The following is a 14,098-nucleotide window of genomic DNA, read 5'->3' as shown; positions in this document are numbered from 1 at the left end:
GCGGGCCTACGACGAGGACGCCGCGAGCGCGTCGTCGATGCGCGGCCCCTGCGGCGCGTCACGACCGCGTTCGGCGAGCTCGGTGATCGCCGGTTCGAGAGCCGCGAGCTCACCGAGCACACGGTCCCGGGTGGATGGCGTTGCCACTGCCAGCAAGGTCAGCCACAGACCGCTGAGGACCTCGGCGCGGAATCCCTCGAGCTCGGTCATGCCGATGGACCAGTTCCGCAGACCCATTTGTGCAATGAGAAGCACGTGATGAGCGATCACCGTTGCCGGGACGTCGTCGCCGAGCAGGCCGGCGTCGATCGCGTCAGCCACAGACTCCTCCACGAGGACCATGGTCCGCAGGCGGAGCTCGTCGGCGCCTTGTCCCACGATGGGATGACCCTCGAGCGAGAAGAGCAGCGGGCGGTACAACGACTCCCGCATCCCGAACGAGGTGACGAAGTCGTCGACGAGTGACCCCAGAGCGGTGATGGGGTCGGCGCCGGGCTCCGGTGCGGTCATCTCGAGACCGTCGATCTCGACCGAGAGCAGCATCAGGAGGATCGCGTCCTTGCCCCCGACGAGGTTGTAGAGCGTCGAGATGCTGACCTCGGCCTCGTCGGCGAGGTTCTGCATCGACAGATCGTCGATGCCGTCGGCTTCGATGATGTGCGCGGCGGCGTCGAGGATCCGCTGGATCCGACGCACCTTGCCACTTTCACGTAGACCGGCCATGCAATGAAGTTAGCACGATTTCCAAACTTGTAATGGCTTGTAGTTATTGTTAGGGTGCCCTCGGCACGTTCCGGAGCCTTCCTGTTCCGGAGCCGTCTCGTTTCGGAAGGAACTCGGTTGTGAAACTCAAGTCGCGGGGGTTGGGCCGCAAAGAGCTCGTCATGGATTTCCGTGAGTACACGGTCAGGCGTGACGGCAAGGAGATCGTGGTCGAGGGCACGATCAGGGAGCCCGTGCGCTGGGACTTCTCGATCCGGATGTGCGAGGACGACCTGCCCGGCATCGCCAAGATCGGCCTGAAGAGGCAGACGATCGGTCTCCTGATCCGAGGTGCGTTCAAGCGCAAGAAGCGCAGCCACTGGGATGTCGACCGCAAGACCCACCTGAAGGACGTGCGGGAGGCGATCGCGGCCCGCGACGAGAAGGCCGCCGAGGAGAAGAAGAAGGCCGAGGAGGAGAAGGCCGCCGAGGAGAAGAAGAAGGCGGAGGCCGAGAAGGCCGAAGCCGAGAAGGCGGAGACCGAGAAGTCGAACGGCGCCGACGCGAAGGCGGAGGCGGAGACGGCAGAGAAGTCGACGAACGCGGAGTCCACGGAGGTCGGCACGGCCGGCGCGGGCGCTGCGGTGAAGGCTACGGAGAACGGGGCCGGTGTCCTCGACTCCGCCACGGAGGGGAGCGCACGATGACACAGGCGACACAGGCGACCGCGGCACGACCGGCGATCGACCCCACGACCGGTGAGCCGCTCGACAGGCGCAGCGAGTACGACTTCGTGGTCGTCGGCGGCGGGCCCAACGGTCTCGGCATCGCCGCGTACCTGGCGAAGTGGGGATTCTCGGTCTGCATGCTCGAGGCACGCAACGAGCTCGGTGGTGGTGCCGAGACGGCGGAGCCGATCCCCGGCTACTCGATCGATCCCCACGCCGTCTACTTCTACGGCGCCGCGGGGCCCGCGCTCGAGCAGCTCGACCTGGCGAGCCACGGGTTCAGGATGTCGTTCATCCCGAACTACGGGGGCTGCATCACCCACGACCACCGCGGGTTCTTCGGGGGCAACACGTTCCACGAGCCGTCGATGCGTGACCCCGAGGTCTACGTGGAGCTGCTCGGCGTCGACCGCGACACCGCCAAGATGTACCTGGAGTTCATGGAGGCACTCCGTCCGCGGATGCGCGACTTCTTCCGCAGCATCTACTGGACCCCTCCCTACGACGAGAGCTGGAACATCCCCAAGAGCGAGTCGCCCGTCGCCAAGGTCCTGCGTGAGTGCCTGCCGATGTACGACGACGCCATGCTCGAGTGGTCGTTCATGGAGATGATGGACATGCTCGCGCTGCCCGACCCGATCAGGGCCGGCCTGCTCGTCGGCTCGTGGGGCAACGGCCCTCATCCGTACTGGAAGGGGATGGCGCTCCCCGGCTTCGCGTGCACGCAGCTCCAGTTCTTCTCGGGCTGCTCACCCGTCGGTGGGATGCACGCGTTGGCTCACTCCCTCGCCCGCTGCGCGCTCGCGCACGGGGCGAAGATCCACGTGAACAGCCCCGTCTCGGAGATCATCGTCCACGACGGTGTCGCCAAGGGTGTGCGCGTGGCCGACTCGGCGGCCCTCGAGGAGAAGACCGTCTGGGCGAGCATGGGCGTGATCAACGGAACGCACATCAAACAGTTCAACGACCTGGTCTCGTCGTCACACACGACGAGCAGCTTCCGTCAACGGATCGACGACCTGAGCCTCAAGGGCGGCAGCCTCTTCGTCACGAACATGATCGTGAACGAGCTTCCTGAGTACGTCGACGCTCCCGAGAAGTTCGATGGCATCAACTATCCCACCGGGATGGCTCTGCACTGCACGACCGACGCACTCATGGAGCTGATGCGCGACGTCTACACGTTTCGCACGCACCCGACGGACCCCGACCACTACATCTCGTGGTTCATCGTGCACAGCGAACACGACAACACCCGTGTCAGGAACCCGGAGGGTGGCCACGTCATCACGGTCAACCTCCAGGTGCCGGTGCCCGAAGACCACCGGGACGGTCCCGACGCCGTCAACAAGGCGAAGTTCGAGATCCTCGACAACATCAAGTCGGTTCTGCGCCACTACGCGCCGAACATGACCGACGACAAGTACATCGCCACGCCCATCAACACGCCGTACGACTCCGAGCAGCGCAACATGGGCTTCGTCGGCGGCAACTGGATGGGTATGCGCCAGTCCGAGGACGAGTGGTGGGAGCGCAAGCCGCTGCCCGAGCTCGCCCGCTACCGGACGCCGATCGACAACCTCTATCTCTGCAACCAGACGTCGTACCCGGGCGGTCTCTGTCTCAACGCCGTCCCGTACAACCTGATGCACACCCTCAAGGAGGACTACGCGGAGATCGAGAACACGACTCCCGAGTGGTGGTACCCGTCGCCGTGGCACATCACCGACGAAGAGGGAGCTGCGATGGCGTCACCGGGTGCGCCGTCCCTGGCGAGCTCGAACGAATCCGACTGATCCCGGGCATGGGGCCCGCACGAAGCAACCGATCGAGGAAGGCACGACAGTGAGCGACAAGACATTCGCTCGGCACCGTCCGAGCGAGGCAACCGTGGCTGAGTTGGGGCTACCGCCGGAGTTCGCCGAGGAGACCGAGACCGACGTCGTGGTGATCGGCGCGGGCCCCAACGGGCTGATCGCGGCCGCGTACCTGACGGCCGCCGGCTTCGACGTCACCATCATCGAGCGCCGCTTCGAGATCGGTGGGGGCCTGGCGACCGAGGAGATCCTCTTTCCCCACCACTACGCCAACACGCACGCGTCGTACCACTACATGGTCGACTACCTGCCACCGATCGCCGACTTCGACCTGGTCGACCACGGTCTGCACTACCACAAGCCCTACGGGCAGATCGGCGGGGTGTTCGGCGACGACTACGTCTACATCTGCCGGTCCCTCGAGGACAGCCGCGACTCGCTGGCCCGCTTCGGGCTCGACCAGTCCAGCGCGTTCGGTGACCTCGCGCTGCGCTTCCGCGGCATCGTGGAGGAGATTCTCGCCCCGGCGACGTATCTGCCACCCGACGCTCCCGTCGATCTCACCGAGGCGCTCCAGCGCACACCGGTGGGCGAGGACATGCTCGAGATCTCCGAGATGAGCGCCCTCGAACTCATCTCGAGCTACCCGCTGCGCGACTCGATCCAGGCGACCCTGCTCTATTCGGCCTGCCAGTGGGGCCTGTCGCCCGCCGAGAGCGGCCTGGGGTTCATGGTTCCGCTCATGGTCGACCGGGGCACCCAGAAGGCCTTCATCCACGGTGGCTCGCACCGGCTCGCGAGCAGCCTGGCCCGGGTGATCCTGCGCCAGGGTGGCGTGATCCTGGACAACGCCGCGGTCGTCGAGATCACGACGAGCAACGGGTCGACATCGGGCGTGCTGCTCGAGGACGGCCGTCGGATCCGGGCCCGCAAGGGGGTCCTGTCCAGCCTCGACCCGCAGAGCACCTTCCTGCACCTCCTCCCTGCCGAGACGGTCCCCGCGGACATGCGCGACGCAGCCGAGAACTGGGCGTGGGACAAGTGGTCGCTGCTCAGCGTGTTCTTCGTCACCAAGGGCAAGCCGACGTTGCGGCCGAACCCGAACAACGCCATGGCCGACCAGCCCGAGCCGTTCAACACGATCGTCGGTTTCGACGGCACCGACGACGTCGTGTCGTTCCTCAACGCGGTCGAGCAGGGTGACGTGCCGAAGTACGCCGGGCACTTCACCGTCGAGACGGCCTTCGACCCCACGCTCAGCCAGAAAGAAGGCGAACACGTCTGCTTCTTCCAGATGCCGGCGCCCTACGACTGGCCGTGGGAGGAGCGAAAGGACGAGGTCGTGCGCGAGGTCACGACGCTTCTCGACAGCCACTACGAGGGTTTCGCCGACAGCGTCATCGACTGTGTCGTCGAGTCACCCAAGACGATCGAGCAGCGGATACCGAACATGCGCCGCGGTTCGATCAAGCACGGTGACTACAACCCGCTGCAGATGGGCTTCAACCGTCCGAACGTCGAGTGCTCGGCGAGTCGGACCCCCGTCGAGGGTCTCTACCTGGGTGGTGCCTCGATGTTCCCCGGCGGCATGGTCATCGGAGGCCCCGGCTACATCGCTGCCCAGGTCATCTGCGACGACAACGGCGTCAAGTTCCCCTTCGAGCGTCCCGACCGCCTGAAGCGGTACCTGGAGACGTACTTCCCGGAGGGCAAGGACTGACCGTTTCGGCGGGCGGCCACCGACGGGTCCGCCCGCGGGCAGTCACGGGGCATTCACGGGAACATCCACCGGAAACATTCACCGGAAAGCATTCGACGGAGCACGGGAGGCAACGGACGTGGAGGACTACGACGTCATCGTGATCGGTGCCGGCTACGGCGGTGTGACGACCGGCGCGCTGTGTGCCAAGGCGGGCAAGCGGGTGCTGCTGCTCGACAAGGCCAACCAGGCCGGTGGCAAGGCCCAGACGATCCATCGCAACGGCTACGCCTACGAGATGTGGCCGGTGCTGAGCCTTCCCGCCGACGACTCCCGGTTCCACGAGCTCGTCGCCGAGCTCGGGATCGAGGACGACGCTCCGCTCATCGTTCCCGAGGGCGACAACGCCATCGAGCTCAAGTACCGCGACGACCAGGGCGACTGGCGCAGCTACATCGGCCCGTCGAAGCAGGCCGAGGACCCGCTCGCCGTCGAGGGTCTCGAGGCGACCTTCGGTGTCGACGCCGACGGTGTCGAGAAGATGATGGCGCTCGTCGGAGAGGTCTTCTCGATGTCGGAGGAGGATCTCGACACCCACGACGACACGGGAATGCTCGGCTGGATGCACAGCTTCGACGTGCCCGACCCGGTGATCGCCTACATGTCGGCGATCCTCAACCTCGTGTTCGTGGCACCGGTCGACCGGATCCCCGTCTCGGAGGGCGTGCGGACGTTGCGTCAGCTGTTCCTCGGCGGTGGTGGCCGCTACCACGCCGGTGGCTACGGACGCCCGGCCGAGGCCGCGGCCCGCTACATCGAGGAGCACGGGGGAACGTTCCTCCCGAAGACGCGCGTCGAGCGCGTGCTGGTGGAGGACGGCCGCGCCGTCGGCGTCGCAACGTCGGCGGGTGAGTTCCGCGCACCCGTGATCGTCTCGAACGCAGGAATCCAGCCCACCGTCCTCTCACTCGTCGGTGACGACCAGTTCTCCGACGACTACGTCAAGCGGGTCGAGACGCTCGAACCGGGTCTCGGCATGGTCGGTGTGCGCTACTTCCTCGACGAGCCGGTGCTCGACACAGGGATGATCGTGGCCTTCTCCAACGAGAGCTGGTGGGACACCGAGCGCTACGAGGCCGCACAGCGCGGCGAGTGGCCCGACGTCCCGCTCATCTTCGCCGCCGTCACGACGAGCTACGACACGTCTCTCGCGCCCGACGGGCACCAGATCATCCTCGTGGGCATCCTCGGGTCGCCCGACCCGGAGTCCGAGCTGAACGACGAGGCGATCGAGCGCGCCGAGAAGGCGATCGATGAGATGTGGCCCGAGATCCGCAAGCACACGATCCGACGGGAGCCGTACACGGCCAAGCACGTCTCCAACATGTGCCGCGACTCGGCCGTCGCCGGCCAGGGCGGCGAGTGCATCGGCCTGAGTCAGGTGATCGGTCAGTGCGGAGGGTCCAAGCCCGACGCGCGTACGCCGTTGCCGGGCCTGTATCTCGTCGGTACCGACGCCGGGGGGTACGGCTGCGGTACGCATCAGGCCGTCGACTCGGGATTCAACGTGGCCGCGATGGTCCTGGCCGACCAGGAAGCCCGTGAACGCGACCATGAAGAGGCGCGTGTCTGATCCCCGGGACCGGCCGGAGCCCGGCCCCGCGAAGCCCGCGAACACTACGGAACGGAAGCTGTAACACATGAAGGACTACGACGTCATCGTCATCGGTGGGGGGATCAACGGCTTGACCGTGTCCGCCTATCTCGCCAAGGCCGGGTTGTCCGTCGGCGTGTTCGAGGCCCGCGGCCAGTGTGGCGCGCACTGCGACACCGTCGAGACCGGCTCGCCGGGATTCCTCCACAACCTGCACGCCACCTGGCTCGCCACCTCCTACAGCCCGGCAATGGACGACCTCGACCTGCCCGGTCTCGGCTTCGAGCTCCGGGGCACCGACGTCACCTACGCCAAGCCGTTCGAGTCGGGCACGAACCTGATCCACGCGATGGACTTCGACACGACCTACGCCAACTGGGCGCGGGTGTCGGAGAAGGACGCGGCGCTCCAGATGAAGGCGCTCGAGTTCAATGCGACGAACCTCGAGGAGATGCTCGACGTGAACCGGCGGTTCTGGTACGGACCGCCCACCGAAGACACGATGCAGCGGATGTACTCGCTGCTCGACAAGTTCCTGGCCGCCCAGGATCAGCCCTTCAGCGGCGCCGAGCTGATGAACATGACCGGCTTCGAGGTCCTCGACCTCCTCTTCGAGTCCGACGAGGTGAAGACCACGACGGCGTCGATCGGATGGATCAGCGGCCTGCCACCCATCCACCGCAAGATCGGCGTGCTGGCGGCGGCGTTCATGGCGGGCATCGGCGGGCCGATGGCGGTCCACAACGCGCGAGGAGGGTCCCACTCCCTCACGCACTCGCTCGTGAAGGCCACCGCCCAGGCCGGAGGCGAGATCTGGACGACGTGCCCGGTGGACCGGATCATCGTCGAGGACGGCCGGGCCGTCGGGATCAAGCTCCGCGACGACGCGCTCCTTCCGGGAGAGGAGATCCGGGCCAAGACCATCGTCTCGAACGTGTCGGCCGTACCGACCTTCCTCGGCATGCTCGGAGAAGACATCATCGGCCCCGAGATCGCCAACCGCGTCAAGAGCTTCCACTACGACGAGCAGGTTCTCTTCGGCGTCTACTACAGCCTGCGCGACGACATCGAGTTCTCGACCGCCGACTGGGACCCCGGGATCCAGCGCTGCATGATGGGCTATCTCGGCGGCGACACCATCGACGACATGCGGCGCCACAACGTCAACCTCGTCTCCGGTGTGATCGACGACGACATCATGGGCAACTGGTTCGTGCCCACCCGCGCCGATCCCACGCAGGCACCCGACGGCTGCCACACGGCGTTCATCTGGGTCGACGTGCCACCGGCGCCACGCCGGTGGCGGGGCCAGACGATCACCGGCGGCCTCGACGCCTGGCCCGAGCTCGGCGGTCCGTTCGCCGACGCGGCAACGGACCGGATCGAGGACTTCGCGCCCGGCTTCAAGGACCTCATCATCGAGCGGCACGTGATGACCCCGCTCGACCAGGTGCGCAACAACCCGTCGTCGATGACGGGCAGCATCCTGGGAGGCAGCGTCACGCCCGACCAGTTCTACATGAACCGGCCGGTGCCGGGGATCATCACGAGCGGCGCGTCCCGCACGTTCCTACCGGGGCTCTACCTGTCCAACTCGATCCACCCCATGAGCGCGAGCTGGTTGGCGACGGGCTACCTGGCCGCTCGTGAGGTCGCCGAGGACACGGGCTGCCTCGACCAGCCGTGGTGGCAGGCCCGACCGTGGGACTGGTTCATGGACCACATGAACGACGTTCCGATGAACCTCGGCGTGAACGCCAAGTGGCAACTCGATGAGTCCTCCGGAGGGGACGGCCAATGACGGCAACCGTGACCAAGACCGACACCTACGACGCCGTCGTGATCGGCGGCGGACCGAACGGCCTGATCTGTGGCGCCTACCTGGCGAAAGCCGGCGCACGGGTGCTGCTGATCGAACGCCGACACGAGACCGGCGGCGGGCTCAACACCGACGAGTACCACGGGTTCCGGCTGAACCTGCACGCCATCTACCACATGATGAGCGACGTGATGCCGGCCTACAGCGACCTCGCTCTGGCCGACTACGGACTGCGCTACGTCTCGCCGCACGTCGCGTGCGCGTTCCCGTTCAAGGACGGCGCGTCGCTGGTCTTCACCAAGGACCACGAGGAGACCGTCGCGTCCATCGGTGCGGTCAGTGAACACGACGCCGACTGCTTCCGCCGGATGTGGGCGGAGTTCTCCCCGATGCTCGACGAGTACATCATTCCGCTCACCTACAAGCTGCCGTTGCCGGTCGTCGACCAGGTCGTCGAGATCGGCCAGAACGCCATCGGTGAGCGCCTCAACGAGATCTCCGACCTGAGCCCGGTCGAGGTTCTCGACGAGTACGGATTCACCGACCCCCGCGTACGGATGGCGCTGCTGTCGTTCTCGGCGATGTGGGGATTCCACCTCGAGGACCCGCTCGGCTACCTCTACCCGGTCTACCTCTGCCGGATGGTGAACTCCGCGCTCGTCAAGGGTGGTTCGCACCGCCTGTCGTCGTCGCTGTACCGGGTCTTCGTCGACAACGGCGGTGAGGTCCTCGACACCTCGGAGGTCACCTCCATCCACTCCGACGGCGACGCCGGCGTGCGCGTCGAGGTGGCCGACGGCCACCAGTTCGAGGCGCGGGCCGTGGCGTCCACGCTCAACCCCGAACAGACCTTCCTCAACCTCGTCGGGTCCGAGAACCTCCCGAACGAGCTGAAGTTCGCCGTCGAAGGTTGGGAGTGGGAGGAGCGCACGCTCTTCGGGCTGCACCTGGGGATCGACGGCGACCTCACGTTCCGGCACCCGGAGCCCCGCGTGAACGAGGCCATGATCACCTTCCTCGGCATCGAGACCGAAGACGAGCTGCACGAGCACCTCGCACGGGTCGACGCCGGCACCGCGGGTGGCGGCGAATGGGTCCACGTCACCGTCCCGAGTCACCACGACCGGTCGATGGCGCCTGCCGGCCACCAGGTGGTGCGTGCCGAACAGGTCGTCCGCTACGACGACGACTGGGAGAACGGAACCACCGGGTTCGGCGACGAGTGTCTCGGTCTCATCGAGGAACACGCCGATCTCGGCCGCATCGTGTTGCGCCGTGAGTACCCACCGACACACATCGAGGCGAAGCTGCAAACAATGAAGCGCGGCTCGATCAAGCACGGCTCCTACACGAACCTCCAGATGGGGTTCAACCGCCCGAACGACCTGTGCTCACAGGTGGCCACACCGATCCCCGGCGTGTTCACCTGTGGTGCGTCCAACTACGCCGGCGGCATGATCATCGGTGGTCCGGGGTACCTCGGCGCCAAGGTGGTCGGCGAGCACCTCGGTCTGGACGCGACCCCCTGAGCGTCCGGGAGCGGGTGGCCGCGTAGGAACTCGTAGGAGCGGGCCCGGTACGTGTCGGGCTCAGTGCGCCGCGCCCTCGGCGGCGGGTACCTGAGACGCCTCGCGGAGCGCGTCGTCGTCGGTGGGATGAGGTCGCTGCTGGGCGAGGATCTGGTCGACGAGGTAGTTGCGCCGTGCGATCAGGGCGTCGACCGAGTAGGGATCGGTGGTCAGGAGGCGCTCCAGCAGTGCGCCGTGGCAGAAGTACGACATGATCTGCACGTGGAGGTCGTGCACGAACAGTGCCGGGTCGACCTCGGCGACCCGGCCGTCGGAGGCGACCCGGGCTTCCTGGAGGCGACGTTTGGCGGGTTCGAAGACCGGCCCGACGAAACGGTCGAGGTAGGCGTCGCCGTACTCGCCACCCTCGAGCAGTTCGCGCAGCATCAGGCGGGCGACGGACGGGTCGGCGGCCACGTGGCGCTGGAGCTGGTCGAGGTACCAGCTGAGCCGCTCACGGTTGAACTCACCGTCGAGGAAGTCGTTCATCATCGAGATCACGGGCTCGAGCGCATGGTCGAGGACCGCCTCGTGCAGCGCCTCCTTGGTGCCGAACTGGTACAGCACCGTCGTCTTGTGGACGCCGGCCTGATCGGCGATCTCCTGGACGGCGACCCCCCCGAAGCCACGCCGGGCGAAGAGCTCGGTGGCAGCCTCGAGAATCGCCGCGCGTCCACCTCGCGCTTCTGCTCGCTCCGCCATCGGCGCTCCTTCGCTCGGCCCTTTTCGCTTCCCGTTGCCCGGACGGCGGCGGGTATCGGGCATACTACCAACTGGTAGCAAAGTATAACCGTGTGGCTAGTCCGGTGGACCGTCACCGACATCCGCGAGACACCGGCATCCACGAGAGAGGACAGCGATGCTGCTGGAGGGCAAGACGGCAATCGTGACGGGCGCCGGACGCGGCCTGGGGCGCGCGCACGCCATGGCGCTCGCCGCGCAGGGCGCCCGTGTGGTCGTGAACGATCCGGGTACCGACATCCGCGGTGAGGGTACGGCGAACGTGGCCGACGGAGTCGTCGACGAGATCACGGACCTCGGAGGTGAAGCGGTCGCCAACGTGGACTCGTGCGCCGACTTCGACGCCGCCGAGGGTCTCATCCGCCAGGCCGTCGACACGTACGGCGGCCTCGACGTGCTCGTCAACAACGCCGGCAACCTGCGTGACCGCACGATCTTCAACATGACCGAGGACGAGTGGGACGCCGTCATCACCGTGCACCTGAAGGGTCACTTCGCGCCGACCCGCCACGCCTGTGCGTACTGGCGCTCCGAGACGAAGGCCGGCCGGGCACGCACCGGCCGGATCATCTCGACCACGTCGCAGTCGGGGCTCTTCGGCAACCCCGGACAGGCGAACTACGCGGCTGCCAAGGCGGGCATCGCCGCGATGACCAGGGTCGTGGCCATGGAGATGGCCCGGTTCGGGGTGACGGCCAACGCGGTGGCGCCCTCGGCGCGTACCCGGATGAGTGAGGACCTCATCGGACCGGCACCGGAGGGAGTCGACCCGTTCGCCCCCGAGAACGTGAGCCCTCTCGTCGTCTGGCTCGCCTCCGACGACGCCCAGTGGGTGAGCGGGCAGGTCTTCCACATGATGGGCGAGCGCTGCGACCGCGTCGAGGGCTGGCGGATCACCGCCACCCGCACGCGAACCGGCCGGCACTGGCAGGCCGAGGAGATGGCCGACGCCGTGCGGGGGCTCTACGACGTCTTCCCGGGCGGGCTCGGCGGAGCGCTCGGCGCCGAGGAGGCCGTGGCCGCCACCGGCATCGGCCAGACGCGCCTTGCACAGACCGAGGCGGACGCCACGTCCTAGACACACCTCGCCGGGCACACCGGGAGCAACGCAAGGGAGGCACGGATGGGAACGCTGTTCGAGGAGCGGCTGCGCCACCACATCGGCAACGAGTCGCCGCGCACCGAGGCGGTCGACGCCGTCTGCGCGCAGATGATCCGGCACTGGGTCGAGGTCATGCGCGACGAGAGCCCGGCCTACACGGACCCCGAGTGGGCCGCCCGGTCCCGTCACGGTGGCATCGTGGCACCCGCAGCGATGATGCAGGTGTGGAGCATGGCCCCCCTCTGGCCGGCCCGCGACGTCGACCTGCCGATCGCCCCGGTCGACGAGATCCTCGAGGAGGAGGGCTACACGAAGATCGTGGCGACCGGGCAGTCCCAGAGGATCGAGGCACTCGCCCGGGACGGCGACACCGTCTCGTTCACCGTGCGCCTCACCGACGTCAGCGAGACGGATCACAAGACCCGACTCGGGATGGCGTACTTCGTGACCTTCGAGTACCGCTTCACCAACCAGGACGACGACCTGCTCGGCACCCAGAGCTTCACGTACATGCGCTTCAAGCCCGAAGCCGACACGGCTGAAGCACCCGCGGCCTGACGACCGGCCCGAGGACCCGAGGAGAGACACCGATGTCGACCGACTGGATGACGCCCCACCTGACGTACGACTCGAGGGCGTGGGACGCCGTCGAGGAGGGCGAGGAGCTGCCGACCGTCGTGAGGGAGGTCGATGCCACCCTCGTCGTCGTCGGAGCCGTCGCTGCTTCTCGCGACTTCTACCCGGTTCACCACGACAAGGCGTTCGCCGAGCAGTCGGGGAGCCCCGACGTCTTCGTGAACATCCTGACCACCAACGGGCTGATGGCCGCCTACATCACGAACTGGTGCGGTCCCGACTGGGACCTCGTCGCCATCGATCTCCGTCTCAAGATCCCGGTCTTTCCCGGCCAGACACTGACGACCACCGGCGCGGTCACCCGCAAGTACGAACAGGACGGCCACCACGCGCTCGACATCGGGTTCAGCGCCGACGCCGACTACGGAACGCACTGCACGGGCACCGCCACCATCCGGCGCGCCGAGCGCGCCTGAGAAGACGAACCCGACCGAGGGGGCAGGGTGGACTTCGAGCTCACGGGACCGCAGAAGGATCTCGTGACGCGCGTGCGTGAGTACCTGGCGACGCACATCACCCCCGAGCTGCGCGCCGAGATCGCCGAGACACCCGAGGGTGGCGGACCACACTGGAAGGCCTACATCCGCCGACTCGGGGCCGACGGAATGCTCGGTGTGGGCTGGCCGATCGAGTACGGAGGCCTCGGCCACGGTCCCGTCGAGCAGTACCTCTTCTTCGAGGAGATCTGCCGGACGGGCATCCCGATCCCGGTGGTGGCCGTGCAGACCGTGGCGCCGGCGATCATGCGGGTGGGTACCGACGCGCAGAAGGCCCGCTACCTGCCGGGCATCCTGCAGGGTGAGATCGACGTGGCGATCGGCTACACCGAACCCGACGCCGGATCCGACCTCGCGTCACTGCGCACGAGCGCCATTCGCGACGGCGACGAGTGGGTCATCGACGGCCAGAAGGTGTTCACGTCGGGGGCGCACATGGCCGACTACATCTGGTTGGCGGCGCGCACCGACCCCGACGTCCCCAAGCACAAGGGGATCTCGATCTTCATCGTCGACGCCCACTCACCGGGCATCTCGATCCAGCCGACCGAGATCATGGGAGGCCTGCGGACCAACACGACGTTCTACGACAGCGTCCGGGTACCGGCCGACGCCCTCGTCGGCGAGCTCAACGAGGGGTGGTCCTACATCACGACCCAGCTCAACTACGAGCGCCTGGCGCTGGCCACGGCCTCACCGGTCGAGCGGGCTCTCGAGGAGACCGTCGCGTGGGCCAACGAGAACCGGCGCAACGGGCGCCGCGTCGCCGAGGAACCGTGGGTACGCGACGCCCTGGCCGCCATCGCGGTCGATGTCGACATCCTGTCACTGCTGAACCTCCGCACCGCCTCGATGCTCGCCGAGGGGACGGTGCCCTACCACGACGCGTCCCTGAACAAGATCTTCGCCACCGAGCTCCACCAGCGGGCCTTCGGGACGTGCCTGCGGATCATGGGCCGCACGGGAGGGCTCGTGGGGGGGATCGGCGTGCCCGACGGGGGCCAGCTGGCACGGTGGTTCATGACCGACGTGCTGCTCACCTTCGGTGGCGGCGCCAACGAGGTCCACCGAAACATCGTGGCCATGATCGGCCTCGGGATGCCCCGGTCATGAGTGCCACCGCAGCGCCGACGTC

Annotated in this window: 12 protein-coding genes; 10 read left to right on the top strand and 2 right to left on the bottom strand. The window is 67.2% G+C overall.

Features of this window, described 5'->3' with window-relative positions; translation table 11 throughout:
• Positions 1 to 6: 6 nt before the first annotated feature.
• A complete protein-coding gene (locus tag R3A49_11360; protein ID MEZ5171331.1) occupies positions 7 to 696 on the bottom strand; it encodes a TetR/AcrR family transcriptional regulator in 690 nt (229 codons plus the stop codon).
• Positions 697 to 884: 188 nt separating this feature from the next.
• Between R3A49_11360 and R3A49_11355 the strand changes: the two genes are divergently transcribed.
• The 6 genes from R3A49_11355 to R3A49_11330 all read left to right on the top strand — a co-directional run bounded on the left by R3A49_11355 (position 885) and on the right by R3A49_11330 (position 9,948).
• Positions 885 to 1,409, top strand: coding sequence for a hypothetical protein (locus tag R3A49_11355; GenBank protein ID MEZ5171330.1), 525 nt, complete (start codon positions 885 to 887; stop codon positions 1,407 to 1,409).
• Complete coding sequence (locus tag R3A49_11350; GenBank protein MEZ5171329.1) at positions 1,406 to 3,226, top strand: NAD(P)/FAD-dependent oxidoreductase; 1,821 nt, start codon at positions 1,406 to 1,408, stop codon at positions 3,224 to 3,226. The genes R3A49_11355 and R3A49_11350 overlap by 4 nt, the downstream gene beginning before the upstream one ends.
• Before the next feature lie 94 nt (positions 3,227 to 3,320).
• Positions 3,321 to 4,967, top strand: a complete 1,647-nt coding sequence (locus tag R3A49_11345; protein MEZ5171328.1) for an NAD(P)/FAD-dependent oxidoreductase — start codon at positions 3,321 to 3,323, stop codon at positions 4,965 to 4,967.
• Positions 4,968 to 5,085: 118 nt separating this feature from the next.
• Complete coding sequence (locus tag R3A49_11340) at positions 5,086 to 6,579, top strand: NAD(P)/FAD-dependent oxidoreductase (GenBank protein MEZ5171327.1); 1,494 nt, start codon at positions 5,086 to 5,088, stop codon at positions 6,577 to 6,579.
• A 67-nt stretch (positions 6,580 to 6,646) separates the two neighbouring features.
• The gene (locus R3A49_11335) at positions 6,647 to 8,401 is read left to right on the top strand and encodes an NAD(P)/FAD-dependent oxidoreductase (protein MEZ5171326.1); all 1,755 of its coding nucleotides are present in this window, start codon (positions 6,647 to 6,649) and stop codon (positions 8,399 to 8,401) included.
• A complete protein-coding gene (locus tag R3A49_11330) occupies positions 8,398 to 9,948 on the top strand; it encodes an NAD(P)/FAD-dependent oxidoreductase (protein ID MEZ5171325.1) in 1,551 nt (516 codons plus the stop codon). The genes R3A49_11335 and R3A49_11330 overlap by 4 nt, the downstream gene beginning before the upstream one ends.
• A 60-nt stretch (positions 9,949 to 10,008) precedes the next feature.
• Here the strand turns inward: R3A49_11330 and R3A49_11325 are convergent, their stop codons facing one another.
• Positions 10,009 to 10,689: a TetR family transcriptional regulator gene (locus R3A49_11325; protein ID MEZ5171324.1), complete on the bottom strand. Its 681-nt coding sequence runs from the start codon at positions 10,687 to 10,689 to the stop codon at positions 10,009 to 10,011.
• Between the two features lie 157 nt (positions 10,690 to 10,846).
• On the opposite strand from R3A49_11325, the gene R3A49_11320 reads away from it, so the two are divergent.
• Genes R3A49_11320 through R3A49_11305 form a run of 4 tightly spaced genes read left to right on the top strand, consistent with a single transcriptional unit; the run spans position 10,847 to position 14,076 of the window.
• The gene (locus tag R3A49_11320) at positions 10,847 to 11,806 is read left to right on the top strand and encodes an SDR family NAD(P)-dependent oxidoreductase (GenBank protein MEZ5171323.1); all 960 of its coding nucleotides are present in this window, start codon (positions 10,847 to 10,849) and stop codon (positions 11,804 to 11,806) included.
• 45 nt (positions 11,807 to 11,851) lie between these two features.
• Entirely contained in the window at positions 11,852 to 12,388 is a 537-nt protein-coding gene (locus tag R3A49_11315; GenBank protein MEZ5171322.1) for a MaoC family dehydratase N-terminal domain-containing protein, read from the top strand.
• Positions 12,389 to 12,420: 32 nt separating this feature from the next.
• Positions 12,421 to 12,882, top strand: coding sequence for a MaoC/PaaZ C-terminal domain-containing protein (locus tag R3A49_11310; protein MEZ5171321.1), 462 nt, complete (start codon positions 12,421 to 12,423; stop codon positions 12,880 to 12,882).
• A 27-nt stretch (positions 12,883 to 12,909) separates the two neighbouring features.
• Positions 12,910 to 14,076, top strand: a complete 1,167-nt coding sequence (locus tag R3A49_11305) for an acyl-CoA dehydrogenase family protein (protein MEZ5171320.1) — start codon at positions 12,910 to 12,912, stop codon at positions 14,074 to 14,076.
• Positions 14,077 to 14,098: the final 22 nt, after the last annotated feature.

Source organism: Acidimicrobiia bacterium, assembly GCA_041394025.1.
Classification (GTDB): Bacteria; Actinomycetota; Acidimicrobiia; order IMCC26256; family JAOSJL01; genus JAOSJL01.
The sequence above is the reverse complement of the archived record's forward strand: the minus strand, read 5'-3'. Positions and strand labels throughout refer to the sequence as shown.